We start from the raw sequence: 24,985 nt of genomic DNA, 5'->3' as shown, positions 1-24,985 counted from the left end.
ATTAGCTTTAGATTCCAATGCTTTTTAGAAGCAGTGCTTGTGTAAGCATGAACAGGCGTGGGCAGCGGATTTCCTGATTGTCATAGAGGCTGCGCAGTTCTTCAAAGGACAGTTCAACAACCTCAATATCTTCATCATCATCCAAATTTCGGCTTTCGACGTTGAAATCACCGGAGGTGTATTCCGCCAGGAAGAAATGCGCCCGCTCTGCCAAGCGTGCCGGATTGATGAAGACATTCGCGATTTTTTGCAGGTTTGTTAGCTGACAGCCCAGCTCTTCTTGTGCTTCTCGCTTGCAGGCTTCTTCAATGGAGAGATCACTGATCTCAATCCCGCCAGCGCAGGCCTCCAGAATAATCTCTTCTTCCATGATATAAGGTGCCACACGCAGTTGTTTGACCAACAGCACCGTCTTCGCAGTGGGATCATACGCAAGCACTGCGATGGAATCGCCATAAACCCAAACTGGATCAGCGGTGATGTGTTCCCGGCCATCTTCATGAACAACACGGACCTCAACTTCTTCAATCTGCCCTTTAATTTCGAGAAGAGAGGTGCGTCTGATGAGCTCTGGCATGCGTGCGTCCTTATTCGGAGATTCACGCAAGTTTATAAGTGCACTTTTTGGCGAAAGGAAATGCTTTTCCGCTTAAAGCTGGTGTTAGTTGTTTAGGCTCAGATCAGCAAGCATATCGACGCCGAGCGGGTGCCATGTCACGTCTGGCCGGATCGCCTGAGCCAGATAGTCGATGGCAGGGAGTTGTAGGCCACGTGGACCAGATCCAATGATCAGTGGAGCGATCATGAGATGCAGGCGATCGATCATTTTCAGCTCGATGAAGCGAGAGAGTGTCCACGCTCCACCCTCCACCAGAATACAGCGGAACTCACGCAGGGCATGGCGGATTTCAGCGCAGGACAGGCGGCCTTTTGCATCTGGCTGGAGCTGGAAACATTCAACACCTTCCGGGTAGCGAGCGTGCGCATCCGTTCGTGTGATCACGATACGGCGGGTGCTGTTATCCTGAAGCAAAGTGCTGTCTCTTGGCATCCGGCCATAAGGGTCGATGACAATTCGGGCAGGATGACGTCCGCTAACATGTCTGACTGTGAGCTGAGGGTTGTCTGCGACTGCAGTGCCGACCCCAACAACCACGGCATCGCATAGGGCACGCAATCTATGAAGGTGGATCAGGGCCTCCGAGCAGCTCACATAATTGGAATCGCCCGTTACAGTAGCAATCCGGCCATCAACAGATTGACCTAACTGACCGATAACAAACTGTTTTTGTGCCTGACACAAAGGTGCGAACACACTGCCATAGCCTTGCAGATCTGGTGCGCGCCTTTCAACGGAAGCGGCTAAAACCTCCTGCCATTCTTCCGGAGACAAGATACCCGGCGACTGAGCTTGTGGCTTTTCGCAGGTCAGCTGAGAGCCGTCCACTTGTTCTTGCTGATGTGTTGGCGTTGTATGGCCCCTGTCCATCAAGCCCCTTGTTTTACCGAGTTCACAGCCCACCTCACCTAAGGTTAGCCTAGTGGTAACGAACCTTGATTAATCTGTCGATCAGGAGATTGCAGGGGCTCTAGAGGAACCTCTGGGATTATCAGGAGAACAGAACATGGCCCATCAAGTTGCCGGATATTCTGCCATGGCGAAGACCTATCATTGGATCGTCGCCATTCTGGTTTTCATCATGGTTCCGATGGGTCTGGTTATGACCGATCTTGGGCCGGGCGCTCTTCAGAACACGCTTTACTTCTATCACAAGAGCATCGGTATATTGTTGTTTTTGCTGATAGTTCTGCGTCTGTTGCAGCACTGGATTACACCAGCACCTCCACCGCCTGCCTCCCTTTCGCCGGCGCTGCGGATCGTTTCACGGTCGGTGCATGGGTTGCTTTATTTGGTGTTGATCGTCAATCCCATTCTCGGATGGATTGGGCTTTCTCTTTACGGTGCGCCTATTCCATTCTTCGGCTTGTTTGATCTGCCCAGTTTGGTGCCGCAGGATCGTCCGAATGCAGAGGGTATTCTAGACTTTCATGCTACCGTTGGCGTTGTTTTTGCTTGGCTTATCGCCCTGCATGTGCTTGGTGCATTTTATCACTGGCTGATAGCAAAAGACGGCATTATTGAGCGCATGACTACAGCGCCCTATCAGAAGCCTAAGAACTGATCGGGGTTATCTGCTCTGTGCCAACACACATTCGCAGAGCTTTCAGGACTTCATCAATGGAAGAGCACTTTACGCCACCATTGTGCTCAGGACGCTTGATCATAGCGACAGGTAAGCCCAGCTCTCGGGCTGCCTTGATTTTCCCATAAGACGCTGATCCACCACTGTTTTTGCTGATGATCCACTCGACCTGCAACTCTTGAAACAGCTTAGCCTCTGCTTGCCAGTCGCTGTTTGGCAGGCCTTCGAGGTAGTTTGCGTTTTTTATGGCGTTGGTTTGCGTTGGTATGTTGAGAGTGCGGATGATGAAGGTAAGATCTGGACGTTTTTTAAGCGGTGCAGCTACTTTTGAACTTGCTGCGAAGAAGACCTTTTTATCTGGAGGAACCAACTTCAGAGCCGCTTCAATAGTCCCAACAAACTGCCAGTTATCGTCTGTTTCCTGCTTCCACGGCGCACGCTCAAATCGGATTAAAGGTAGGGAAAGACGTGTGGTTGCCTCAACTGCATTTTGAGACATCTGGGCAGCATACGGGTGGGTTGCGTTGATTACCGCTGCTATGTTCTGAGTTTGAAGATACTCGGCCAATCCTCCTGCACCACCGAAGCCTCCGGTTCTGGTTGGCGCCATTAGATCTGCTGGGTTTTGAGTCACGCCTGCAAGTGAGGCGATGAGTTCATATTTTGGAGTCGCAGCGAGAGCCTCAACCAGTTTCCGAGCATCTTTTGTACCTGCCAGCACGAGGACTTTCGGCTTCTTGAGCATCACGATTGCTCCAGTTGAACGATTTCGTCAGTTGGCGCATGCCCCAGAACCAAACCTTGTCGATCAACGACGATAATCTCAACGCTCACCGGAGCTCTACGTAGGATGTTCAAAGCAGCCTTTTGTGCGCTTAGGGCTATAGTCTCTCCGATTTGAAGACCCTCTTTTGCTGCTTGCTGAGCAACGTATGAGACGAGTTTTGCTTCTCTGGTTTCTTTGAGAAGCGTGTCTGAAGCGCCAGCTTGTTGCAGCACATCGGCCAGAGCGGCGAAATCTACGGCAGATCGAGCTGAATGTAGGTCCATAGCGCCTTGGGCAAGTTTTGTCAGCTTTGCTATGCCGCCGGAAATCGTCAGTTTGGGGACCGGGTGCGCGCGCAGGTACTTCAAGAGGCCGCCAGCGAAATCTCCCATGTCGAGATAGGCTTGCTCCGGCAGGTCTGGGTAGTAAGCACGCAGCACATCTTCAGAAGTCGCACCTGTTGCAGCGGCAACATGGGTGAGGCCTGTGGCGCGTGCAACGTCAACTCCGCGATGGATTGAGGCGATCCAGGCTGCGCAGGAGAAAGGCCGGACGATGCCTGTTGTTCCAAGAACCGAGAGACCGCCGACAATGCCGAGGCGTGGGTTCATGGTTTTTTGCGCGAGTTCCTCACCGTTTTGGATCGAGATCTCGACATCTAAGGCTAAGGGAACTCCATGAGCATCTGCAAGTTTTTGCAGTTCACTGGTGATCATCTGGCGGGGGACAGGATTGATCGCTGGTTCACCGACCGGGATTGGTAAGCCCGGCTTTGTGACTGTGCCGACTCCTGCACCAGCTAGGAAACAGATTCCGTTGACTTGGGCGTTGGGCCTTACAGTGACCTGAATGCAGGCTCCGTGGGTGACGTCCGGGTCGTCTCCAGCGTCTTTGATGATGGCTGCTGTCGCCGCATTTTCTTCCAACTTTTCGAAAGCCAGAGCGAAGGCAGGCTCCTCTCCGCGAGGCAGCATGATGGTGACCGGATCGGGGAACTCTCCCGACAACAAAGCGGCATAGGCTGCCTTGGCTGCGGCTGTTGCGCAGGCGCCTGTTGTCCACCCTGTTCTCAGTTTTTTCTGCCCGGTTTCAGCCATGTGGCGACTATACAGATTTAGCGGGAGATACCAAGCAGAAGGCTTTGGACTTCCAATTGGTTTCCAATTAAATTGCTACGCAAAATCACATAATATGCGAGAGCCGCTTGATCGATATCTCCCTCCCCCAGTTTGACTTTCCAGTTCTTGAATCCGGATGGGTTTGGCTTGCGGGTGCCGGGCCTGGTGATCCCGGCCTTCTCAGCCTGCATGCGTTGAATGGCCTGCAACAAGCTGATGTGATTGTTTATGACGCACTGGTGGATGAGCGCATTCTTCAATTGGCCGGGAATGAGACTGAAATCATTTACGCGGGAAAGCGCGGCGGGAAACCCTCCCCCAAGCAGTCCAGCATCTCGATTAAGCTGGTGGAACTGGCAAAATCTGGCAGGCGTGTGTTGCGGCTTAAAGGCGGTGATCCGTTTGTGTTTGGTCGCGGTGGTGAAGAGGCGCTTGCGCTGGTGGAAGCCGGAGTTCCTTTCCGTATCATACCCGGCATTACGGCTGGTGTTGGCGGGCTAGCCTATGCTGGTATTCCAGCGACCCACCGTGGGGTTAATCAAGCAGTTACGTTCCTCACAGGTCATGATCAGAATGGGGTTGCGCCAGACCAACTGGACTGGGATGCTCTTGCCAAAGGATCACCTGTGATCGTGATGTACATGGCGATGAAGCATATTTCGCTGATTACAGAGAAGCTGATGAATGGTGGACGAAGCACTACCGAGCCTGTTGCAGTGATTTGCAATGCCACGCAACAGCACCAACAGGTTCTGGAAACTACGCTTGGTTCCTGTGCTGATGACATTGCAAAGAGCGGATTGAAGCCACCTGCTATTGTCGTTGTGGGTGATGTCGTAAATTTGCGAGAGCAACTGAACTGGATTGAGCCAGCTTTGGCTCGCACCTCTCAAAAGGAAGAGGAACCTGCCCTATGACCATCGCGAAGGGTTTCGTCATTGCAGCGCCATCCTCAGGGTCTGGCAAAACAACCATTACTCTGGCGTTGCTGCGTGCTCTTCGTGATACCGGAGTTCGGATCTCCTCCGGTAAATCCGGGCCAGACTATATCGATCCGGCTTTCCATAGTGCTGCTTCCGGTCATCCTTGCCTGAACTACGATGCCTGGGCCATGTCATTGGCTCAACTTTCCCTCAACGCTACGGAGCAGGAAAAGCACAGCGATATCGTCGTGATTGAAGGGGCGATGGGCTTGTTTGACGGAGCCGCAGATGGGTCCGGCTCTGTTGCTGAACTTGCTGTGCATCTGGGTCTGCCTGTTATTCTCGTGGTGGACTGCAAGTCTCAGGCGCAATCAGTCGCTGCGCTGGTTCATGGCTTCCTGACCTATCATCCGCATTGCCACATCGCCGGTGTTATTCTCAATCGCGTCGGTTCTGAGCGGCATGAGCGGATATTGCGGCATGCGCTGGAGCAGCTGAATGTGATCGTGTTAGGAGCCTTCTATCGCTCAGAAAAGCTGGCTTTGCCAGAGCGGCATCTCGGCCTTGTGCAGGCGAGTGAGCGTGAGGATCTGGAAGAGTTTTTGAATGCGGCAGGTGAGGTCGCGGCTGAAAGTGTCGACGTGCCAGCGCTGATGCGATTGACGAAGGTGCTTGCTATTCCCGCAAGAGAGAACAAAGAGCTCACTGGCATCTCGCATCTGCCACCACTTGGACAACATATTGCGATTGCTAAGGATATTGCTTTTGCTTTCAGCTATGAGCACCTGCTGAGTGACTGGCAAAAGCGAGGGGTGACACTTTCTTTCTTCTCTCCGTTGGCCGATGAAGGCCCATCCGCTGATGCAGATGCCGTGTTCCTGAGTGGCGGGTACCCTGAGCTTCATGCTGAAACGCTCTCTCATTCCAACGGTTTCAAGAGTGGAATGCAGGCGGCGGCTGAAGCAGATAAGCTGATTTATGGTGAGTGCGGTGGGTATATGGTGCTGGGCGAGGCGTTGACGGATAAGAGTGGCCAGTCCCACGAGATGCTTGGTCTTCTGCCTATAGAAACCAGCTTTGCAAACCGAAAGCTGCACCTTGGTTATCGCAAGCTCAAGGCGACCGAGGCTGCTGGTGCGTCTGGCTTCCCCTGGCTCAAGCCTTTAGGAGCCCACGAGTTTCATTACTCGACATTGACTGTTAAGTCAGAAGCCCCGTCTCTCTTCGCAGCACAGGATGCTGAGCATCATGAGCTTGATCCTCTGGGCCACATCAATGGCCGCGTGATGGGATCGTTTGCTCATGTGGTGGCTGAAAGAAGCGAAGAATGGTGGTCCGCTTCTTTCTGATTTAGCTGATCAGGCTGTCGCTTTTGCCTTCTTTTTTGGCCTTAGAACATGCACGTGGTTGGCGTCGTAAAGTGCGCTGTCACGAAATTCCTTGCCCGCTTTCAAGGCCGGACCAACGAAGATAAGTGCAGTTCTGGTGATCTTCGCAGCTTTCGCCTTCTCACGGATATCTGCCAGGGTTCCATGAATGAATGCCTCATCCGGCCAGCCCACGCGATAAGCGATGATTACCGGGCAATCCTCACCGTAAAGCGGTGAGAGCTTGCGATAGATCTCGCCCAAGTTTCTGACAGATAAGTGAATTGCCAGAGTTGCTCCAGAACGCCCCAAGGTTTCCAGATCCTCACCCTCGGGCATGCCAGAGGATTGCATTGAGGTTCGGGTGATGATGATGCTCTGCGCGATTTCCGGAATCGTCAGTTCCGTTTTCAACGCAGCCGCAGCTGCTGCGAAGGCAGGGACGCCGGGGGTCACATCGTACTCAATGCCCAGCTCATCCAAGCGGCGCATTTGCTCTGCAGTTGCGCCGTATATGGATGGATCGCCGGAGTGAACACGAGCAACATCCAGCCTTTTTCGTGAGCCTTAGCGATCTCATCGATGATCTCATCCAAGGTCATGGAAGCTGTATCCATAACGAGCGCATCATCCGGCGCTGCCTCGACAATTGCAGGTGGCACCAGCGAACCGGCGTAGAGACAGACTTTGCAGGTTTCGATAAGCCTTAGCGCTCGCACAGTGATCAGCTCGGGATCCCCCGGCCCTGCCCCAATAAAATGAACCGTCACGCTACAGTCTCCGTTTCTTTGGTCGGTGCGTCGATCTTCTTCGCGTAACCACGCGGTGTGTAGACGAAGTGCAGAGACTGGCCGTCCCCGCCCAGTCGGGTCTGGCTGCATCCCACAATTACGGTGGTCAGCATGTCCACATCATCGACCTTGAGATCCTTTAGGGTGGTCGTGGAGATGGCTTCATCCTCGCGCCCGATGTTGGAGCCAAGAATGACAGGTGTGTTTTCAGGGCGATGTTCGAGCAGTTTTTCTCGTGCCCAAGCCAGCTGCGTGCGGCGGCGTTTGGAGACCGGATTGTAGAACCCAATCACGAAGTCACCGATTGCGGCTCCTTCCAGACGCTGCTGGATTGTCTCCCATGGTGTCAGAAGATCTGACAGGGAGATGGCGCAGAAGTCATGGCCGAGCGGCGCTCCAATGCGGTTGCTGAGAGCAATCATGGCTGAAATACCCGGAGCAGACGCAACTTCAACGCGGCGAGCCGCATCGCTGACACCGCCGTTTTCCTGTGGGCGGTCGAGCAGTTCGAAGACCAGAGCACCCATGGCATAAACACCTGAATCTCCGGAACAAACCAGTGCTACGTTGTGGCCTTGTCCCGCTCTTTCGAGCGCAAAGCGGACGCGTTCTTCTTCAGCGCCCAGAGGGAAAGCATGGCGTTGTTTGCCTCGGATAAGTGAGGAAACCAGATCCAGATAGAGGCCGTAACCAACCACTTCATCCGCTTCAGCCAACCAGCTGGAGGCTTCTGGCGTGCGCCACGCTTCCTGCCCCGGACCGATGCCGATCACGTGCAGGCGGCCTCTGGCACGGCCAATCTTTTCGTGGTTGATTGGAGCTGATGCTTTGGCAATGGCGACTGTGGCGTTTGCTGTTTTCTGCTTTTCCAACACGAGGGTGCCAATTGACCCGACACCAGCCAGGGCAGAGCCTTCACTGACGCCATAGCAACCAACTTCAGCAAAAACTACGTCTGATGGATTTTGCAGGCGCTCCTTATGTTCGTTGAGCTCCTCAGCAGTGAACAGGCGGAAAGGCTTATTGTAGCGGGCTGCGAGCTTGTTCATTGCCACTTCATCGGCCTTCAGGTCGATACTGGCAAAGGCAGCAACGGCACCGATTGAGATGTTCGCTTGTTCCAATCCCTTCTGGAGAAGATCATCAAGCTCTTCCAGCGAACAACCCCGTGAGCAGCCGAGGCCCACCACATGTGTTTGCGGGTGGAACACCAGCTTTCCGTGATGTCCATCCTGAGGTTCTTCTGTCGCAACAATTTCCAGATCGGCATCCTCAGCGACAGGAAGGGTTGCAGCTTCCAGCCAACCCGCTTGCCCTGAGAGCTTCACGGTATCGCCTGCCAGCATGTGGGCCATCACTGACTTGGCATCTGTTGGGTTGGCGAGTGTCCAGCTCTGGGGGATCATCCAGCGCAACACCGAAGACGTTATCGCCTGCCGTGGTGATGGCAGCGTGACCTTTCAGGATCTCTGCAATCTCGTGAGCGAGAGCATTTGCTCCGCGGTGGCCGCCCAACAAGGGCACAACGCTTGAGCCGTCTTCAGATACTGCAATTACCGGCGGCTCATTGCGCTTTTCAGCCAGGACTGGCGCAAGAGCGCGGATGAGAATTCCGGCAGCACAGATGCCGATGATTGGTGTGCCTGACTGGAACAAGGAACGCAGATGGTCCATCGGTTCCGAGAAGGACAGATGATAATCGACGTTGGGCTTTGAGCCGCGTCGTGCAAAGCCGTGAATGAGGCTTTCATCCAGAACAGTGGAGAGCTTCTGAGCCGTTTTTAAAGCGACCGGGCTGATCACAACGATTGCGGGTGCAACGTCCATGCCTCTTCTCCCTTATAGACAATTATCATTGAAAAATACGGTGCGGTTTCGTTTGGATAGTCCGCCAAGCGGGACACCACCATTTCCGGCAGGGTCGCGCGTTCAACGTATCCGGCAGCACCAAGTAATCCCAGTTTTTCGAGCAGTGCTTTCACGCGGGGCAGATGGCGTCCAACCTTCATGATGACGAAGGCATCCGACTGCATAATCCGCTGCTCAAGCTGCTCATCTACCAATGGGCCCGGAATGATGGTGAGCACTTCATTGCGAGCTGCGAGCGGTCTTCCCAGAGCAGCAGCACAGGCATTCACGGATGAAACGCCCGGCACGATTTCGCAGGCGAAGTCGCCCCTCAAGCGCTCGTAGAGGTACATGAAGGACCCATAGAGGAATGGATCGCCTTCGCACAGGACGACGACATCCTCACCAGCTTGCAGCTTGACCGAGATTGTTTCTGCCGCCTGATCATAGATTTCTTTGGCCGGGAACCGCTCTACCTTCATAGGCATTTCAATCGGGATCTCAGAGGTTCCCTCTTGGATATACTGCGCCGCTATTTGGCGAGCGAAGCTTGGCACTCCAACGGCTGCGGGATAGGCGAGTGTTTTTGCGGAGCAAATGAGCCGGTGAGCTTTCAATGTCAAAAGCTCAGGATCTCCTGGTCCAAGACCAACGCCATAAAGCGTACCAGTCATGACTTCACCAAGCTCCATTGTGTCACCGGCATCAAAGGACGCCAGCCCGTGAGACCACCGATGGGATCCGCTCTGGAGATTGCAATCCGGCACAGTTCTCCGCCGAACTTTTTCCAGCCCTCGGCCAACACCTGCTCTCCTTCCAGAGTTACAGCGTTGGCAACCAAGCGACCTCCTGATGGCAGTGCGTCAAAGCATGTTTTGAGTATACCTGTTGACGTCAGGCCACCTCCAACAAAAATCGCATCTGGCTGCGGCAAATTATCAAGTGCCTCAGGCGCTTTGCCCTCAACGAGTTGGAGTTGAGGCGTGCCCAGAGCGGCGGCGTTGCCACGAATGAACACGCGTCGCTTTTCCAACGGTTCGATGGCGACTGCCTTTGTATCTTTTGCAGCACGGAGCCACTCAATGCCGATGGACCCACTGCCTGCGCCGATGTCCCACAGGAGTTGGCCCGGAATAGGGGCAAGTTTGGCAAGCGTGACTGCACGTACTTCCTGCTTGGTCATCTTACCATCGTGCCGGAAGGCAGAATCCGGTAGGCCCGGCGTGCGTGACAAAACAGGGGTGTTGGGGATCGGCTTGGCTTCAATTGCGACGGTGTTCAACTCAGCAGCTTCACCGTTGTACTCTTCAGCTTCGCAGGAGCTTACTTTCTCTTGAGGTCCACCGAGATGCTCAAGAACAGTTAGAGAGCTCGCGCCGTAACCTTCATCTGCGAGCAGATCGGCAATCTCTCCCGGTGCAGCACCGTTTGATGTGAGCGCGATAATCCGAGCTCCCGGGTAGAGGAATCCGCGCAGGGTATCTAAAGGCCGTCCATGCAGGCTGAGCGTTTCCACATTTTGCAGAGACCACCCCAAGCGGCTTGCAGTCAACGAGAAGGCTGAGAGGTGCGGAATGACCTCAATTTCCTCAGCACTGAACTGACGATGCAGCGTTGCTCCGATACCGAACCATTGCGGATCTCCCGTCGCGAGGACAACCGTATTCTGACCGCCGTGCGATGCAAGCTCTTCAATGCCCTTTGTGAGGGGAGATGGCCATGCCTTCATCTCACAGGAGATATCCCGTGTAGCTCCATTCAGAAGCTCCAGATGTCTGGCTCCGCCGTAAATCAGAGATGCTGATTGCAGGCTGATTGGGCTGCGGGGGATAGGCCATCAAAACCATCCTCACCAATACCGATAATTGTGAGCCAAGGTGCAGTTTGACTGCTCATTTTGATGCCTCCGGGCTCTTTTCTTCGGGCAGGCCTGCGGCCATCGCATTGACTGCAGCTGCTGCGATTGCGGAGCCACCTCTGCGCCCTAATAGGGTGAGAAACGGTAAGCCGAGCGTGCTTTCTGCCAATGCTTGTTTGGACTCTGCTGCACCAACAAAACCAACCGGGAAGCCGAGAATTGCTGCCGGTTTGGGAGCGCCTCTTGCTATCATCTCCAGCAGATGGAACAGAGCAGTCGGCGCATTGCCGATGGCAACCACAGCACCATCCAAATGCGGTTTCCAGAGTTCAACGGCAGCAGCTGATCTTGTCGTACCAAGCTGTTTTGCCAGTTCAGGAACTTCTGCCTCGTTCAGAGTGCAGATGACCTGATTGTTTGCTGGCAGATATTTACGGATCACCCCGTGAGCAACCATCTCCACATCCGTCAGAACCGAAGCGCCATTTTGCAAAGCTTCATTGGCCTTTGCGACAACATCTTCAGAAAACGCCAAGTCCTGCGGGATGTCGGTCATCCCACAGGAGTGGATCAGGCGAACTGCGATAGGCCTCAGGTTTTCTGGCAGGCTTTCAAGTTCAGCCTCCCCCCGTACGATGGAAAAGGACTGCCGATAGATTTCAGCAGGATCCTTAATGTAATCGTAGGGTGCCAGAACCTCATCATTTATGTTCCGGCCCATACTCAGGCATCATCCTTCAACATGGATTTTGGCCCGAGAGGGTGATCTGCATGCGGATAGGGATGATGATGGTGATCATGCCCATGGTCATCACCATGATGGTGGTGGTGATGGTGTCCATGCCCGTAGTTATGGTCGTGAGAATGGCTGTGCGCATGATCATGGGAGTGCGCACCTTTGCTGTCGCACTCACCTGTGCACGTCACATCGCACAGCTTGCACTCAGCCTCATCACCCAAGCCTTCCACGTGGTGGTGGTGGCTTTCCTGCGGCAGGCCGATCTCTGCCTCAAACCCGAGCACCTGCTCTCTGTATTTGCAGAGCTGGCAGTTCATGTTGTTAGAGCCCTCAAGGATCTCTGTGACACGCTCCTGCATTGTGTCGATGACCTTTGGATGGTCATTGAGATAGCCTGCCTTGATGAACTCGATATCCGGATGGCGTGCGGCAACATCATCGGTGAAGTTGTAGATGCGCTGAACCAAGACGCCAGTGAACAGGAAGTACGGGAACACGATGATCCGCTTGTAGCCAAGCTTGACGGCATGCTCCAAACCCGGTTCAACCAGCGGGAAAGTTACGCCGGAGTAGCAGGTTTCTGCCCAACCAAAGCCGAAGCCTTCCCACAGCATGCGGGTGATTTTCGCGACGTTGGAGTTTGCGTCCGGATCTGATGCACCGCGGCCGACAACCATCAGCAAGGTTTCTTCCGGCTTCACATCAGGACCCGCTGCATCAATCGCTTCCTGAATGCGTGCACCAGCAGCCTGTACCATACGGGTGTCGACGGCAAGCTCGCGGCCATACTCGATAGACACTTCAGGATGCTTGGCCTGATAAGTGTTGAGCACGGAGGGGATATCATTTTTCGCGTGCCCAGCAGCAAACAGCATGCCCGGAACAGCCAGAATGCGCGTGCAGCCCTGCTCTCGCAGATTGTCCAGACCTGAATGGATCACTGGGTTCGCAAATTCCAGATAGCCATAGTCCACTGGCAACTCAGGAAATCTTTCACGAATACCCTCTGCAAGGCGTGCAAATTCGGCGACTGCACCTCTGTTTCGACTGCCATGTCCGCAGATCATGACGCCGAGTTTTTCTTCTGTTTTTTTCGTCATTATGCTGGCTCTGCTTCTGCGCTTTCTGGAGTGAGACCGCCATCAGTCTCGGCGGCATCTGGTGTGGTTTCTTCAGCAGATGCGGATCGCTTTTTGGCTTTGGCTGCTAATCCGGCGATAATTGCTGCACCTGTGACAGCAGCGATACCAATCCAGTGGCTGTGGCCTGCGAGCTCGCCCAAATGACCAGCATGTGCAAAGGCAGCAGACGAGGAAAGACCCATTACTCCGGCAAGGAGCACAGGCTTCAAATAATAAGACATGTTCTATCTCCAACATGCAGCAGTGCCTTCCGTTGCCAAAGGCAACAGGGGGTTCCGCTGTCATTTAAGGAGACGTCGCAAAGACAATAGATGGACCGACGAAATAGAACATCAGCCGCGCGCCAATGGTCCGCAGCTTCACACATTACTTCGTCAGACAGCTTCGATTCTGGTCCCCGATGTGGGTCGACCGCCCCCGAAATCCATTTCAGTCCGTCACGGGACGCCGTCCATAGTTTTACGTGGAGCACGCTAGTTGCCCCCCCTGGAGATAGCAAGCTGATAATTTGCGCAATTGGTCGATACCAGAGGTTTTCTTAGGTGCAAAATTACGGGGAACTTGATCGAAGTGTTTGACTTACACCTGCATCTGGCATTGCTATTATAGACAGGCCCCAGCCTATTAAGAGGGTCGCTTTTGTGGAGAATGCGTTATGAAAAAAGAGCTTGTCCTCACCGTCGTTGCTGATGACCGCCCAGGTCTGGTTGGTGAAATCTCCAAGGTGGTTGCTGATCACAAGGCAAACTGGATCGATAGTTCCCTTTCTCGTTTGGGAGGTCAGTTTGCAGGGATTGTTCGTGTGCATGTTGAAAAAGCACAGGCAGCGGATCTCTCAGCAGCTTGATCAAGCTTGAAACGCTGGGTCTGACCATCGGCATTCACGAGCACAACACGGGCGATGCTCCGGCTGGTGCTCATGCGCTTCTTCATATTCTGGGGCAGGATCAACCCGGCATGATCAGCCGCGTTTCCAGCGTACTGGCAGATTTGCATGTGAGCATTGAAACTCTGGAATCACTGGTTGAGCCGGGTTCCATGAGCGGTGATCTGATGTTCCGCGCAAACGCCCGCATTATCATACCGCCTCACCTGTCTCCGACAGAAGTGTCTGAGGCGCTTGAAGGAATTGCGGCTGACCTGATGATTGACGTTGAACTCAATGAAGCAGCAGTAGAAGAGGACTGATCTCTTACTCGCATCACGTTGTTCTCAGATCTCTCCCGGGTAACTACGTATTTCCCCTCGCTCCATGCCGGAAATTACGTTAGTTATGGCTGTTTGGTTCAATTCCCGGGGAAGATCTGATGCAAGAGACTGTACGGACGATTACAGCGCTTCGCGGCCATGTATTTCAATTTAGCGGCGATCCGTTTTGCGATAATCCGGCAGAGGCTCTGACTGACTGGTCTGATGGGCTTGTCGTAACTGAAAACGGCAAGATCACTGCTGTGGGGGATGCAGCTGAGCTGCTGAAGACATTGCCGGATGATGCGGTGGTTCATGACCACAGCGGCCAGTTCATTCTGCCGGGTTTCGTGGATTGCCACGTTCACTATCCGCAGACTGAGGTGATCGCCTCTTATGGCGCACAGCTGATTGAGTGGCTGAACACCTATACTTTCCCAGCTGAATCCAAGTTTGGCGATATTGAATATGCGCGACGTGCTGCGGATGTTTATTTGCAGCAGAGCTTTGCCAATGGCATCACCAGCGCTTCTGTTTACTGCACCATTCACCCTGAATCCGTTGATGCTCTGTTTGAGCAGGCCGCGCGTTACAACATGCGTATTGCTGCCGGTAAGGTGATGATGGACCGTAATGCGCCAGAAAACCTGCGCGATACGGCACAGACTGGCTACGATCAGTCCAAGGCATTGCTGGAGAAGTGGCATGGGCAAGGCCGTGCGCTTTACTCCATCACTCCACGGTTTGCGCCTACCTCTACACCAGAGCAGATGGAAGCAACCGGGGCGCTCTGGAAAGAACACCCTGAGGTGCTGCTGCAAACCCATACCTCTGAAAACCGTCAGGAGCTGGAATGGGTTGGTGAGCTTTATCCTGAGCATCCTGATTATGTTGGCGTTTATGAGCACTTTGGATTGCTTGGCAAAGGCTGCATTCTTGGGCACGGCATTTACCTGAATGATCGTGAGAAATCGCTCATTCACGAAACAGGAACGTCAATCGCTCACTGCCCAACCTCGAACACCTTCATCGGTTCCGGCTTGTTTGATGTGCGCGGCTCGCACTTTACGCACGAACCGATCAGCGTTGGTTTGGCAACAGATGTGGGTGGCGGCTCCAGCTTTTCTATGCTGACCACCATGCGGACAGCCTATGAGGTGGCTCAGCTGCAGGGATACTCACTGCATCCGGTACAGGCGTATTATCTGGCAACCGTTGGTTCAGCGAAGGCGCTCTACCAGGAAAACCGGATCGGTAACATCAAAGTGGGTATGGAAGCTGACTTTGCGATTATTGATCCGCTTTCAACCCCACTTATCCGGCATCGGATGGCCTACGCCAACAACGTGATTGAGCAGCTGTTTATCCAGATGATCCTTGGTGATGACCGCGCTATTGCAGCCACTTATGTTGATGGCAAGCGCGTGTACTCTCAAGCAGCTTAAGCGTTGAGCGGGGCTGGTTAGATGATCAGTCCCAGCTGCTTGTATCGGCGGCTTCAATGCCCTTCCCGAAGTGGAAATAGCACAGCAAGTAGCAAAGCAGCGTCACAGCTGCTGCGGTGCCGAACACGAACTCGTAGCTCTGCGTGAACAGGAATATTGAGCTGGAGATGGACATGCCGATTGTTCCACCCAGCATCTGAGAGGTGATCATCACCCCACTCGCCTGCCCTTTCTTTGTCAGCTCCACCGAGTCTACCGATGACTTCATAGAGGGCAGGAACAACAATGGCATCGCAGCCCCCCATGTAAGAAGCGCGGGCAGCAGCAGCCAGTAGTTATCCTGTGCGATGAACGCTGTTAGCCAGAGTGTGGCGCTGGAGAGCACAAAGAGCCCACACATCGCAGGGGTGCGAACACCGAACTTGTCAACGCATACGCCGCTTAAGCCTGCGGTTGCGGCATTCATCACGACTGCGGACATCAATGCAAGGCCTGCGAAGAATGGCGCAAAGCCGAGTTTGTCCTGAAAATACAATGCTCCGAAAATGAACATCACGATTTTGGAGTATTGCGCCTGAAAGACCACAAAGGCTGCCACAGCGAAGGACGGTTTCCTGAAGAACCGCACCTGTATGAGCGGTGCTTTTCTGCGGAGTTCATTCCAGACGAAGATCGTCAGAGCAGTCACTCCGATAATGAATGACAGCAGTATATCTCTTGAAGACCAGCCCCATTCTGGCGCTTGCATGATGGCCAGGACGAAGAAGAACAGCCCGACAAGCAGCGTGATGAAGCCCAGCCAGTCGAAGGAATAGTTTGAGATAGCCCGATCTGGTCCATGCGCCACCCGACCTTTCAGTGGGGCAAGGGCAATCACCAAGCAGACAATCAGAACAAACGGTGGGTTGATCCAGAAGATCCAACGCCATGAGAAGTAGCTCGTGAAGTACCCACTCACCAATGGTCCTGAAGAGAGGAAAATAGTGGCGATGGACCCAAAGATGCCCAGCGCAAATCCTCGTCGTTCAGGTGGGAAAATACGGGAGATTGCAACGATCGGAAGAGGAAACATGATTGCTGCGCCAATGCCCTGCACCACTCGTGCCCCAACCAGAAAACTTCCGTTTGGCGCAAAGCCGCAGGCCAGTGAGGCCAAACCGAAGATGATCATGCCCGACAAGATCAGATAGTTGATGTTCACCAGATCTGCGAGCTTACCGCCCAGCGCAACCAGTGCCGCAAACATCAGCAGGTACGAGTTCACCACCCAGTGCGCCTGAGTGAGCGTCATGCCGAACTCTTCGGAGATGGTTGGCAGCGCCAAACTGACGACCGTCTCGTCCAACAGTGTTAAGCCGAGGATGAAGCTCATGGCAGCCAAGAGCACCCATCGGTGTGTTACCGAAGGCATACAGTCATCATGAGAGTGGTTTTGAGTTAGCTCCGTCATAGGCCACCGGCACCTCTGGGGGCCGATGCCATTGGGCGCAGCCACTTGCGAGAGCTTCTAGCTACCACGACGGTGAGAAACCGCTTAAGAGCGCACTTTGGTATACGCTTAGCAGAGCCCTAAGGCTCGGGCGACAATTGCACAGATCACCCGAGCCTCAAGAATGTCAGTTCCGGGATTTATTCACCCAGAGCAAGGCCTTCGCGGCGTGGGTCCACCCCACCTTGCAGGCCACCAGCTGTAATCACAATTCCGTGCAGACCGGAGTTGAGATCACGGACGTTGGTTTTGTAACCCATCGCATCCAGAGCTGGTTGCAGCTTTTCAGCAGCGGTACCTTTTTCAAGGTCATAGGTGCCAAAGCGGTTGACCAGATGCGGCATGGAAATCGCTTCCTGAATGTTCATACCCCAGTCCAGATTTGCGACCAGTGTTGTTGCCACATAACCAATGATGCGGCTGCCGCCCGGAGAACCAACAACGACAAATGGCTTATCATCCTTCATGACGATTGTTGGTGCCATGGAAGAACGTGGACGTTTGCCCGGTTCAACACGGTTTGCAATCGGCACGCCATCACGGTGAGTGCGGAATGAGAAGTCCGTCAGCTCGTTGTTGAGCAGGAAACCGTTGGTCATCAGGCGAGAGCCAAAGCCGTTCTCAATAGTGGTCGTCATGGAAACAGCATTGCCGTTCGCATCTACAATGGAGAAGTGGCTGGTGGATGGCAGCTCAATGCTTTCATCATCAACCAGCAGCATGGCGTGATCCCAGGTTGGGTTACCCGGTACGACCTGTTCTTTAGACAGTGCTTTATCACCACTCAGAAGCTCAGCGCGCTCTTTCAGATAAGCTGGTGCTACAAGGCCTTTGGTTGGCATTGGCACGTAATCGCTATCTGCCATGTAACGACCACGGTCCGCAAACGCGAGACGTGATGCATCGCCAATCAGACGCCATGCATTCGGATCGCCAGAGTTCATGGATGGCAGGTCGTAGCTGTTGAGCTGACCGAGGATCTGGCCAACAGTCAGAGCACCTGATGATGGTGGGCCCATGCCACAGACTTCATAAGCCCGATACTCAGCACAAACCGCAGCGCGCTCTTTGATCTTGTAGTTTGCGAGATCTTCAAGGGCGAGCTTACCTGGATTGCCTTTGGCAGACTGCACAGTCTCAACAATCGCTTTTGCAATAGCGCCCGAATAGAAGCCATCTGCACCATCTTTGGATATCGCTGTCAGCGTGGCCGCATACTCAGGGTTTTTGAGAAGATGCCCAACTGGAAGTGGTTTTCCGTCTGGCAGGAAATAGTTCTTTGTTGTCTCGAAGCGAGAGAGACGCTCCTGATCCTTGGTGATCAAAGCGTTCAGACGTGGAGAGACCTCAAAGCCGTCCGTTGCCAGTTTGATCGCAGGTGCCACCAAGTCCGCCCACGGCAATGATCCCAGCTTTGCATGGGTATCATAGAGCAGTTTGACGGTACCCGGCGTTCCGACTGACAGACCACCGACAACAGCATCATAGAACTTGAGCGGTTCGCCGTTTTCGTTCTGGAACAGTTCTGGCGTTGCAGAGGCTGGAGCGGTTTCGCGACCATCAAATGTGGTCAGCTTGCCTGTTTCGGCATCGTAGTAGACGAGAAAAGCGCCGCCACCGATACCTGAGGACTGAGGTTCAACCAATCCCAACATCAGCTGCACGGCAACCATTGCATCGATGGCGTTGCCACCTGCTTTCAGGACATCAAAACCAGCCTGAGATGCATGGGGATTTGCGGCGACTACCATAAACTTTTGCGCAGTCACCATTTGTTTGTCGGAGATGCCGCTTGCCATTTCCGGCGCGACGCTGTCTGCTGCCTCCTGCGCCTGAGCAGGTAGAGCCAGCCCTGCTGCCAATAAGGCAGAGACCCATAGTTTTTTCATTATTTTCCCTCCTGAAGCGGGCAAATTCCCGCTGATTAGATTAGATCTTCAAATTCACTTTCTTTTTTCAATGCAAAATCCAAAATTCCGCGAACATGTTCTGTGGTGCTATCAATGACTGGAGCGGAAATATCCTCCTGTCCCACCAACAGCCCAAGTTCCGTACAACCCAGAATGACGCTGTCTGCGCCCTGATCCTGAGCCTTCCTTACAATCTGCAAAAGAGTGCGGCGAGAATCTTCATTAATCTGCCCCCGACACAACTCATTATATGCAATGTCATGGACGACGGCTTGCCCTCCATTGTCAGGGACGACAACCGACATTCCATGGAGTTCCTCTAATCGCTTTACATAAAAATCATGTTCCATCAAATAACGTGTTGCAAGCAAAAGTGGTTTTCTGCGTTTTACCTTTTGAATGGCAGTCGCAGTTGTTTCAGCAATATGAATGAATGGGATCGTCAAACCATCCTGGATGTAGGAGGCGACTTTGTGCATTGTGTTCGCACAGATCACAATGCAATCAGCACCGGCACTTTCTAACTTATGTGCCGCCTGTTTTAGCAAGCTGCCCGCTTCTTCCCACTCACCGCGAGCAAGAAGCAATTCGATCTGAGAAAAATCGAAGGACCACAATAACAGCTCAGCAGAATGAAGCCCGCCGAGCCGCATACGTGTTTGCTGATTTATCAGCCTATAATAAGTAGCAGTGCTCTCCCAGCTCATTCCTCCCAATAAGCCAATCGTTTTCATTTATTCCTCGACATAAAATACTCGTCGCAGGAACTATGTTGGCAAATTGTGCCGACTTAGAGAAGGTCGTTTTTTGTGCAGTCGAGCTGGGAGACCTGTTTTAAGGCACTCTGCAGGTGATGTCCTCACCATCTTTTGCTTCACAGCATGCCCACTCGGTGTACTCACCTGTGCATGCTTCGCCACCTACAGAACGACGATTGCAGAGTTTGTTCGTCTGGAAGGTATAGCGATCATCGGTATCGATATCAGTGAATCTATGGATGGGTCCGTTTGGAGCTTCCGGTCCGATAGTGACCTGAACTTCGCAAAGCTCGGTGTCAGTTGTATCCAGAGTAATGGAGGTTGCGTTCGCTTTTTGACCCAGCGCTAACACTAGGAAAAGAGCCGAAAACACAAAGAGGCCAAACCAGAGGGGGCGCTTGAAACACAAGGACATTATCTTCACCTTTAGTATTTTTCTATTAAAATTGAATAGAAATTACCTATTCAATTCTGAAGTGAAGGTAGCTGTCAGCTGTAAACTTAAGCCGCAAAGTGGGCAGTGAATTTTCATAAGATTACAATAAAGTAACCTAGGATAAGTCTATTGCCACTTAGTCATGTTCACACCCGGGTCAATTCCTAGTGTATTAATCCCACGGGCCGCAATTTCTTTGAGCATATCCTCTTTGTTTTGCATATCTGCATAAAATGGAGGCACTGGGGGCGTAATAATTCCACCCATCCGAGTCACCTTGAGCATCGCTTCCAGATGACCTTCATGCAACGGTGTCTCGCGAGGAACGAGAACCAGCTTGCGGCGTTCTTTCAGAACTACATCTGCTGCACGGGTCAGCAAGTTGTCAGAGAATGAGTAGGCCACACCTGACAAGGTACGCATGGAACAAGGCGTGATGATCATTCCATCGGTGTGGAATGACCCACTGGCGATTGCGGCAGTCATCTCATCGGGCGCGTAAGTGACAGAAGCCAGCGCGCGCAGTTGATCAACACCATCATCCCCAAGCTCATGCTGGACAGAGGCAACCGCACCTTTGGAATGCACGAGGTGTGTTTCAACGCCCAATACCTGCAGGATTTCCAGTGTCTTCAGAGCCAGTTGAGCCCCAGATGCTCCGGAAACTCCAACAATGATGCGCTTGGCCATGCAGATTACTCACTTCCCTCAGAAGAACCTGTTTTCTCAGCTGGAGAGATAGCATCGTTTGGCTGATCTTTGTTCTGTTTTTTCGGCAGACCACCGGGGAACAGTTCATCCCAGCGGTCTTCAACCTTCTTGGTCAGCTCTTCTGGCATGCGCATGACTTCCGGCCAGTCGGTGCGTGTTTCAGAACCGATCTTGGTCGTCGCGTCGATACCAAGCTTTCCGCCCAGCCCTTCCATACCGGATGCGAAGTCCAGTGTATCAACTGGGGTGCGGTCCAGAACGACAAGGTCACGAGATGGATCCATGCGCGTGGCAACAGCCCACATCACATCGCTCCAGCTTCTGCAGTCAATGTCTTCATCAACTGTGATGATCAGCTTTGTCATGGTGAACTGAGGCAGCAGAGACCACATGCCCATCATGACGCGGCGTGCCTGACCCGGGTAGCTCTTCTTGATTTTGAGAACTGCAATCCGATAGGAGCAGGCTTCTGGCGGCAACCACAGATCGACGACCTCCGGAATTTGCTGCTTGAGGAGCGGCAAGAAGACATCGTTCATGGTTTCAGAAAGAACAGCTGGTTCGTCGGGCGCTCTGCCGGTGAAGGTGCTCATATAAACTGGGTCCTTGCGGGCACGGATACCCGACACTTTGAATACTGGGAACTGGTCGGGATCGTTGTAATAGCCGGTATGGTCGCCAAACGGGCCTTCTTCAGCTGTTTCAGTTGGCTCGGCGAAGCCTTCCAGAACGATCTCCGAGGATGCTGGCACATGGAGGTCTACGTGCTTGCAGGGGATCAGCTCCGGTCTGCCGCCAGATAACACTCCAGAGATCATCAACTCGCTGACGTCTGACGGTGTTGGGATCACGGCAGACAGGATTGTGGCTGGATCAGCGCCTATGACAACAGCGACAGGCATACGCTCACCACGGGCCTGCCAGAGGCGGTGATGTGCTGCTCCGCCGCGCATGGCAAGCCAGCGCAGGATGGCTTTGTCCTTGCCAATAACCTGAGCACGGTAAATGCCGAGATTGTATTGGGATGGATCATCTTTTCCCGGAGCGGGTGATAACGATGCCCCACGTGATCAATGGTCCAGCATCATTTGGCCAGCACATCTGGACCGGCAGCTGCTCCAGATCAACCGGCATATCAATCAACGGAGAGGTTCTTAGGCGTTTCGGTCTGGCGGCCCATGCTGCTTTTGCGACAGGCAAGGCGTCGATGAAGCCTTTCAGACCTTTTGGCGGTTGTGGTGAGCGCAGGTAGGCCAGCAACTCTCCCAAGGCAGGCAGCTCATCGAGCGCGCAGCCAAGGCCAAGAGCGACGCGTTCACGCGTACCGAATACGTTGGTGAGCAGCGGCATGCTGCTCTGCGTTCCTGAACATGTGAGTGCATTGTCGAACTGAAGAACCGGACCGCCCTGCTCAATCACCTGACGATGGATTTCAGTGGCTTCGAACTGAGCCGAGACCGGAGCCTTTACTTTTACAAGCTCCTGCTGTGCTTCTAACACATTGAGAAAGCTGGAGAGTGTCTCGAACTTCTTTTCTGTACGCCAATACATTCCATTACCAGATCAAAGGGTCGCTACCAGATTACCGCGGCCAACTTAAGATCTGTCCACCGGGTTAACACAGATTTGAAGGCAGTAGCCTTTCAGTTCCTTGACCTCCATCAATGATGAGTGCCGCTAGGATTAATAGGAGAGGATACTGATCAGTGGAGATTAAAGTATGTTCTTTAAACCGGACCGAGGCCTGTTTCCTCCTGCCCTGCAAAAAGCTCTCGGCATCTTGCCGGTTCCTCCGCTTGGCTTTGCTCTGACCAAGGCAGTGCGCCGGCTTGCCCGCACACGTCCAGATCTCTTTGAGCGTCTGGATACCTACAAACGCTCGCATTTCATCATTGATCCGATTGATATCCCGCACGTGTTCCGCCTTATTCCAAACGGAGAGCACGCAACTGTTGAGATGTTCAAGCGGAAAGATGCTCCTGAAGGTGCTGCACGCATCTCCGGACCGCTCATCGTTCTGCTTGGGCTGGTTGATGGCACCTATGATGGTGATGCTGTGTTTTTCACCCGCGATCTGGTGATTGAGGGCGATACGGATGCTGTGCTTGCGCTTCGCAACACCATGGAAGAAGCCGATCTTTCACCTGCTGAGTTCCTGGGCTTCAATGGTCGTCCGCGCGAGGTCGTGGATGGGGCAACCAACAAGACATTAGATCATCTGCGCCGACTACTCGACGCACCAACTGCCACTTCCTGATTGCCGCTGCAGGGTGGGAGCGCCCTGCGCGAACCAAGTGGTTCACTCTGTTATTTTCTGGAAGGTGTTTTATGCTTGGACAGCGCAACGATAATAATCCGTCGCTGGAGCTTGTTTGCCCAGCCGGTACACCAGCTGCTCTTAAAGCCGCCGCAGAAGCGGGCGCACACAGCATTTACTGCGGTCTGCGCAACGAAACCAACGCACGTAACTTCCCCGGCCTGAACTTCTCTGAAAAAGAGCTGAATGCCGGTGTCCGTCTTGCTCACAAACATGGCTCGCATGTTCTTGTGGCTGTGAACACGTTTGCCCGTGCAGGCGATACGCATATCTGGAAGCGCGCCGTAGATGCAGTTGCAGCTTCTGGTGCTGATGCGATCATCGCGGCAGACATAGCTGTGCTTGACTACGCTAAAGAAAAGCACCCGGACCTGCGTTTGCACCTCTCCGTTCAGGCAGCTGCTGCAACGCCAGAGTCCATCAGCTTTTATCAGGATACCTTTGGCGTTCAGCGTGTGGTTCTTCCGCGTGTGATGTCCGTTGAAGAGATCGTCAAACTCAACAAAGAGATCACGGTTGAAACCGAGGTCTTCGTTTTTGGTGGCCTCTGCGTGATGACAGAAGGGCGCTGTGCACTTTCTTCTTACGCGACCGGTAAGTCTCCAAACCTGACCGGCGTGTGCTCCCCTCCTGGCGATGTTTCCTACGATGAAGATGGAAGCAATCTCTATGCGCGTCTGGGCGGCTTTACCATTGATGGTTTTGGTGAAGGCGAGACAGCTGGCTACCCAACTCTTTGTAAGGGGCGCTTCAAGGCAGAGGGCGAGACCTCCTATTTGTTTGAAGATCCTGTCAGCCTGAATGCAGCGAGCTTGTTGCCGCGCCTTCAGAAAGCAGGTGTGACTGCTTGTAAGATTGAAGGCCGCCAACGCGGTAAAGCCTACATCTCTCAGGTGGTAAAGGCCTTCCGTGCGGCAGTCGACGCCATGGATGCAGGCGGCAATGCAGAAGAAGAAGTATCCGCCATGTTGAGCGCGATGACTGAAGGTGGGCGTGAAACCACCGGCGCTTATAAGAAGATCTGGAGATAAGGACAGAACATGAGCAAGATTGAACTTTCCTTAGGTCCAAACTTCTTCAACTGGTCCAACGAGAAACTCGTCGACTTTTACGCTCGCATTGCGGATGAAGCTCCTGTTGAGCGCGTTTACATCGGCGAAGTCATCTGCGGTAAGCGCATGCCGTTTAACGACAAAGTGTGGCCAGAGATTTATGAGCGCCTTGCCAATGCAGGCAAGACCGTTGTGTTCTCTACCATCGCTCTGCCGGTGACTGTTCGTGACCGCAAGTCCATCAGCGCGCTTTCTGAAGATGGTGAACTGGTCGAAGCAAACGACATTGCTGGGGTGCACAAGCGCTCCGGTCAGCCGTTTGTGGGTGGTCCGTTCCTCAACATCTACAACGAGCAGACTGCGAAGGTTCTGATGAACCTGGGCATGGAAACGTTCTGTCCGCCTGTTGAGCTGCCAATGAAGTCCGTTGAGGCGATTGCGCAGGCCCTGCCGGATCTGACGATTGAGCTGTTTGCGTTTGGCCGTCTACCATTGGCTGTTTCTGGCCGCTGCTATCATGCGCGTGCGCACAAGCTGCATAAAGATAACTGCCAGTTTATCTGTGACCGTGATCCGGATGGCATGGACGTAACAACTCTGGATGATCAGAAGTTCCTTGCAGCAAACGGTATTCAAACTTTGTCTCACAGTGTGCAGGCGATCACGATGAACCGCGATGAACTGCTGACCAAAGGCATTGGTCGTTTGCGTCTGTCACCTCAGGACATTGACATGATTGCCGTGATTGAGATCTATCGTGATCTGGTTGATGGCAAAATTGAAAGCGCTGAAGCAGAGGCACGTTTGCAGGGACTGCCACTGCCCGGAGCTCTGGCGAACGGTTATGTCACCGGCAAGCCGGGCCACCTATGGCAGGCTGATTAAGTTCAGATCAGATTTTGCAAAGAAGCGGGGCTTTGGCT

General features: G+C 53.4%; 22 protein-coding genes and 4 pseudogenes. 9 read left to right on the top strand and 17 right to left on the bottom strand.

The genetic code is table 11. The annotated features are described in order from the left end of the window. Window positions 1–7: 7 nt before the first annotated feature. Together JCM12308_RS05120 and JCM12308_RS05115 are read right to left on the bottom strand one after the other, a co-directional pair. The gene (locus JCM12308_RS05120; RefSeq protein ID WP_054783036.1) at window positions 8–577 is read right to left on the bottom strand and encodes an NUDIX domain-containing protein; all 570 of its coding nucleotides are present in this window, start codon (window positions 575–577) and stop codon (window positions 8–10) included. Between the two features lie 84 nt (window positions 578–661). Next, entirely contained in the window at window positions 662–1,489 is an 828-nt protein-coding gene (locus tag JCM12308_RS05115; protein ID WP_054783035.1) for a RibD family protein, read from the bottom strand. Window positions 1,490–1,625: 136 nt separating this feature from the next. Between JCM12308_RS05115 and JCM12308_RS05110 the strand changes: the two genes are divergently transcribed. Further along, window positions 1,626–2,183: a cytochrome b gene (locus JCM12308_RS05110; RefSeq protein WP_054783034.1), complete on the top strand. Its 558-nt coding sequence runs from the start codon at window positions 1,626–1,628 to the stop codon at window positions 2,181–2,183. Here the strand turns inward: JCM12308_RS05110 and JCM12308_RS05105 are convergent. After that, window positions 2,173–2,949: a cobalt-precorrin-6A reductase gene (locus JCM12308_RS05105; RefSeq protein ID WP_054783033.1), complete on the bottom strand. Its 777-nt coding sequence runs from the start codon at window positions 2,947–2,949 to the stop codon at window positions 2,173–2,175. The genes JCM12308_RS05110 and JCM12308_RS05105 overlap by 11 nt on opposite strands. Beyond that, window positions 2,949–4,067 (bottom strand): cobalt-precorrin-5B (C(1))-methyltransferase, encoded by a 1,119-nt coding sequence (locus JCM12308_RS05100; protein WP_054783032.1) that lies wholly within the window; start codon window positions 4,065–4,067, stop codon window positions 2,949–2,951. The genes JCM12308_RS05105 and JCM12308_RS05100 overlap by 1 nt, the downstream gene beginning before the upstream one ends. 107 nt (window positions 4,068–4,174) lie before the next feature. Between JCM12308_RS05100 and cobA the strand changes: the two genes are divergently transcribed. Both cobA and JCM12308_RS05090 read left to right on the top strand, forming a co-directional pair. Continuing rightward, complete coding sequence (cobA, locus tag JCM12308_RS05095) at window positions 4,175–5,005, top strand: uroporphyrinogen-III C-methyltransferase (protein ID WP_054783031.1); 831 nt, start codon at window positions 4,175–4,177, stop codon at window positions 5,003–5,005. Continuing rightward, window positions 5,002–6,360: a cobyrinic acid a,c-diamide synthase CobB gene (locus tag JCM12308_RS05090; RefSeq protein ID WP_054783030.1), complete on the top strand. Its 1,359-nt coding sequence runs from the start codon at window positions 5,002–5,004 to the stop codon at window positions 6,358–6,360. Before cobA ends, JCM12308_RS05090 begins: the two co-directional genes overlap by 4 nt. Before the next feature lie 9 nt (window positions 6,361–6,369). On the opposite strand, the pseudogene cobM reads toward JCM12308_RS05090, so the two are convergent. The 7 genes and pseudogenes from cobM to JCM12308_RS05055 all read right to left on the bottom strand — a co-directional run bounded on the left by cobM (window position 6,370) and on the right by JCM12308_RS05055 (window position 12,977). Then, window positions 6,370–7,148: pseudogene (gene cobM / locus JCM12308_RS05085) on the bottom strand (precorrin-4 C(11)-methyltransferase). Continuing rightward, window positions 7,145–8,996, bottom strand: a pseudogene (cobJ, locus tag JCM12308_RS05080) (precorrin-3B C(17)-methyltransferase). The pseudogenes cobM and cobJ overlap by 4 nt, the downstream one beginning before the upstream one ends. Further along, window positions 8,969–9,709: a precorrin-2 C(20)-methyltransferase gene (gene cobI / locus JCM12308_RS05075; protein WP_054783029.1), complete on the bottom strand. Its 741-nt coding sequence runs from the start codon at window positions 9,707–9,709 to the stop codon at window positions 8,969–8,971. Before cobI ends, cobJ begins: the two are co-directional and overlap by 28 nt. Continuing rightward, window positions 9,688–10,913: pseudogene (gene cbiE, locus JCM12308_RS05070) on the bottom strand (precorrin-6y C5,15-methyltransferase (decarboxylating) subunit CbiE). The gene cobI and the pseudogene cbiE overlap by 22 nt, the downstream one beginning before the upstream one ends. Beyond that, on the bottom strand, window positions 10,910–11,596 hold the full coding sequence (locus tag JCM12308_RS05065) for a precorrin-8X methylmutase (RefSeq protein ID WP_054783028.1): 687 nt from the start codon (window positions 11,594–11,596) through the stop codon (window positions 10,910–10,912). The pseudogene cbiE and the gene JCM12308_RS05065 overlap by 4 nt, the downstream one beginning before the upstream one ends. 2 nt (window positions 11,597–11,598) lie before the next feature. Continuing rightward, complete coding sequence (locus JCM12308_RS05060) at window positions 11,599–12,714, bottom strand: sirohydrochlorin chelatase (protein ID WP_054783027.1); 1,116 nt, start codon at window positions 12,712–12,714, stop codon at window positions 11,599–11,601. After that, window positions 12,714–12,977: a DUF6732 family protein gene (locus tag JCM12308_RS05055; RefSeq protein ID WP_008548751.1), complete on the bottom strand. Its 264-nt coding sequence runs from the start codon at window positions 12,975–12,977 to the stop codon at window positions 12,714–12,716. The genes JCM12308_RS05060 and JCM12308_RS05055 overlap by 1 nt, the downstream gene beginning before the upstream one ends. Window positions 12,978–13,411: 434 nt before the next feature. Here JCM12308_RS05055 and JCM12308_RS29065 point away from each other — a divergent pair, with 434 nt between their 5' ends. From JCM12308_RS29065 to guaD, 3 genes are all read left to right on the top strand, one after another. Next, window positions 13,412–13,603, top strand: coding sequence for an ACT domain-containing protein (locus tag JCM12308_RS29065; protein WP_208978265.1), 192 nt, complete (start codon window positions 13,412–13,414; stop codon window positions 13,601–13,603). Next, window positions 13,600–13,944 (top strand): ACT domain-containing protein, encoded by a 345-nt coding sequence (locus tag JCM12308_RS29060; protein ID WP_208978264.1) that lies wholly within the window; start codon window positions 13,600–13,602, stop codon window positions 13,942–13,944. The genes JCM12308_RS29065 and JCM12308_RS29060 overlap by 4 nt, the downstream gene beginning before the upstream one ends. 119 nt (window positions 13,945–14,063) lie before the next feature. After that, complete coding sequence (gene guaD, locus JCM12308_RS05045; RefSeq protein WP_054783026.1) at window positions 14,064–15,389, top strand: guanine deaminase; 1,326 nt, start codon at window positions 14,064–14,066, stop codon at window positions 15,387–15,389. A 25-nt stretch (window positions 15,390–15,414) separates the two neighbouring features. Here guaD and JCM12308_RS05040 read toward each other — a convergent pair whose 3' ends face one another. From JCM12308_RS05040 to JCM12308_RS05015, 6 genes and pseudogenes are all read right to left on the bottom strand, one after another. Continuing rightward, on the bottom strand, window positions 15,415–16,839 hold the full coding sequence (locus tag JCM12308_RS05040) for an MFS transporter (RefSeq protein ID WP_208608938.1): 1,425 nt from the start codon (window positions 16,837–16,839) through the stop codon (window positions 15,415–15,417). A 179-nt stretch (window positions 16,840–17,018) separates the two neighbouring features. Continuing rightward, window positions 17,019–18,767: a gamma-glutamyltransferase gene (gene ggt / locus JCM12308_RS05035; protein ID WP_054783025.1), complete on the bottom strand. Its 1,749-nt coding sequence runs from the start codon at window positions 18,765–18,767 to the stop codon at window positions 17,019–17,021. Between the two features lie 35 nt (window positions 18,768–18,802). After that, entirely contained in the window at window positions 18,803–19,522 is a 720-nt protein-coding gene (locus tag JCM12308_RS05030) for an aspartate/glutamate racemase family protein (protein WP_037036434.1), read from the bottom strand. A 100-nt stretch (window positions 19,523–19,622) separates the two neighbouring features. Then, a complete protein-coding gene (locus JCM12308_RS05025; RefSeq protein WP_008548363.1) occupies window positions 19,623–19,961 on the bottom strand; it encodes a hypothetical protein in 339 nt (112 codons plus the stop codon). Window positions 19,962–20,108: 147 nt separating this feature from the next. Next, window positions 20,109–20,672 (bottom strand): UbiX family flavin prenyltransferase, encoded by a 564-nt coding sequence (locus JCM12308_RS05020; protein ID WP_054783024.1) that lies wholly within the window; start codon window positions 20,670–20,672, stop codon window positions 20,109–20,111. Window positions 20,673–20,677: 5 nt separating this feature from the next. After that, a pseudogene (locus tag JCM12308_RS05015) lies at window positions 20,678–22,244 on the bottom strand (UbiD family decarboxylase). Between the two features lie 169 nt (window positions 22,245–22,413). Here JCM12308_RS05015 and ubiT point away from each other — a divergent pair. The 3 genes from ubiT to ubiV all read left to right on the top strand — a co-directional run bounded on the left by ubiT (window position 22,414) and on the right by ubiV (window position 24,947). Then, window positions 22,414–22,950, top strand: coding sequence for a ubiquinone anaerobic biosynthesis accessory factor UbiT (gene ubiT, locus JCM12308_RS05010; protein WP_014283670.1), 537 nt, complete (start codon window positions 22,414–22,416; stop codon window positions 22,948–22,950). A 71-nt stretch (window positions 22,951–23,021) separates the two neighbouring features. Continuing rightward, window positions 23,022–24,041 carry a ubiquinone anaerobic biosynthesis protein UbiU gene (gene ubiU / locus JCM12308_RS05005; protein WP_008548238.1) on the top strand — a complete coding sequence of 340 codons (1,020 nt, stop codon included), beginning with the start codon at window positions 23,022–23,024 and terminating at the stop codon, window positions 24,039–24,041. 9 nt (window positions 24,042–24,050) lie between these two features. Then, window positions 24,051–24,947, top strand: coding sequence for a ubiquinone anaerobic biosynthesis protein UbiV (ubiV, locus tag JCM12308_RS05000; RefSeq protein WP_054783023.1), 897 nt, complete (start codon window positions 24,051–24,053; stop codon window positions 24,945–24,947). The last annotated feature ends 38 nt before the right edge of the window (window positions 24,948–24,985 follow it).

The sequence above is a fragment of the Pseudovibrio denitrificans JCM 12308 genome, from assembly GCF_001310815.1.
In the GTDB taxonomy this organism is placed as follows: domain Bacteria; phylum Pseudomonadota; class Alphaproteobacteria; order Rhizobiales; family Stappiaceae; genus Pseudovibrio; species Pseudovibrio denitrificans.
This window is presented reverse-complemented; position numbering and strand designations above follow the sequence as displayed.

Excerpts from the sequence above, each read along its gene's own strand:
- JCM12308_RS29065 (WP_208978265.1), top strand. The coding sequence starts at position 13,412 with ATGAAAAAAGAGCTTGTCCTCACCGTCGTTGCTGATGACCGCCCAGGT.
- ggt (WP_054783025.1), bottom strand. The coding sequence starts at position 18,767 with ATGAAAAAACTATGGGTCTCTGCCTTATTGGCAGCAGGGCTGGCTCTA.
- JCM12308_RS05120 (WP_054783036.1), bottom strand. The coding sequence starts at position 577 with ATGCCAGAGCTCATCAGACGCACCTCTCTTCTCGAAATTAAAGGGCAG.
- JCM12308_RS05040 (WP_208608938.1), bottom strand. The coding sequence starts at position 16,839 with ATGACGGAGCTAACTCAAAACCACTCTCATGATGACTGTATGCCTTCG.
- JCM12308_RS05110 (WP_054783034.1), top strand. The coding sequence starts at position 1,626 with ATGGCCCATCAAGTTGCCGGATATTCTGCCATGGCGAAGACCTATCAT.
- cobI (WP_054783029.1), bottom strand. The coding sequence starts at position 9,709 with ATGGAGCTTGGTGAAGTCATGACTGGTACGCTTTATGGCGTTGGTCTT.
- JCM12308_RS05090 (WP_054783030.1), top strand. The coding sequence starts at position 5,002 with ATGACCATCGCGAAGGGTTTCGTCATTGCAGCGCCATCCTCAGGGTCT.
- JCM12308_RS05060 (WP_054783027.1), bottom strand. The coding sequence starts at position 12,714 with ATGACGAAAAAAACAGAAGAAAAACTCGGCGTCATGATCTGCGGACAT.
- ubiV (WP_054783023.1), top strand. The coding sequence starts at position 24,051 with ATGAGCAAGATTGAACTTTCCTTAGGTCCAAACTTCTTCAACTGGTCC.
- JCM12308_RS05115 (WP_054783035.1), bottom strand. The coding sequence starts at position 1,489 with ATGGACAGGGGCCATACAACGCCAACACATCAGCAAGAACAAGTGGAC.
- JCM12308_RS05105 (WP_054783033.1), bottom strand. The coding sequence starts at position 2,949 with ATGCTCAAGAAGCCGAAAGTCCTCGTGCTGGCAGGTACAAAAGATGCT.
- JCM12308_RS05025 (WP_008548363.1), bottom strand. The coding sequence starts at position 19,961 with ATGTCCTTGTGTTTCAAGCGCCCCCTCTGGTTTGGCCTCTTTGTGTTT.
- JCM12308_RS05020 (WP_054783024.1), bottom strand. The coding sequence starts at position 20,672 with ATGGCCAAGCGCATCATTGTTGGAGTTTCCGGAGCATCTGGGGCTCAA.
- ubiU (WP_008548238.1), top strand. The coding sequence starts at position 23,022 with ATGCTTGGACAGCGCAACGATAATAATCCGTCGCTGGAGCTTGTTTGC.
- JCM12308_RS05030 (WP_037036434.1), bottom strand. The coding sequence starts at position 19,522 with ATGAAAACGATTGGCTTATTGGGAGGAATGAGCTGGGAGAGCACTGCT.
- guaD (WP_054783026.1), top strand. The coding sequence starts at position 14,064 with ATGCAAGAGACTGTACGGACGATTACAGCGCTTCGCGGCCATGTATTT.
- JCM12308_RS05065 (WP_054783028.1), bottom strand. The coding sequence starts at position 11,596 with ATGGGCCGGAACATAAATGATGAGGTTCTGGCACCCTACGATTACATT.
- JCM12308_RS05055 (WP_008548751.1), bottom strand. The coding sequence starts at position 12,977 with ATGTCTTATTATTTGAAGCCTGTGCTCCTTGCCGGAGTAATGGGTCTT.
- JCM12308_RS05100 (WP_054783032.1), bottom strand. The coding sequence starts at position 4,067 with ATGGCTGAAACCGGGCAGAAAAAACTGAGAACAGGGTGGACAACAGGC.
- ubiT (WP_014283670.1), top strand. The coding sequence starts at position 22,414 with ATGTTCTTTAAACCGGACCGAGGCCTGTTTCCTCCTGCCCTGCAAAAA.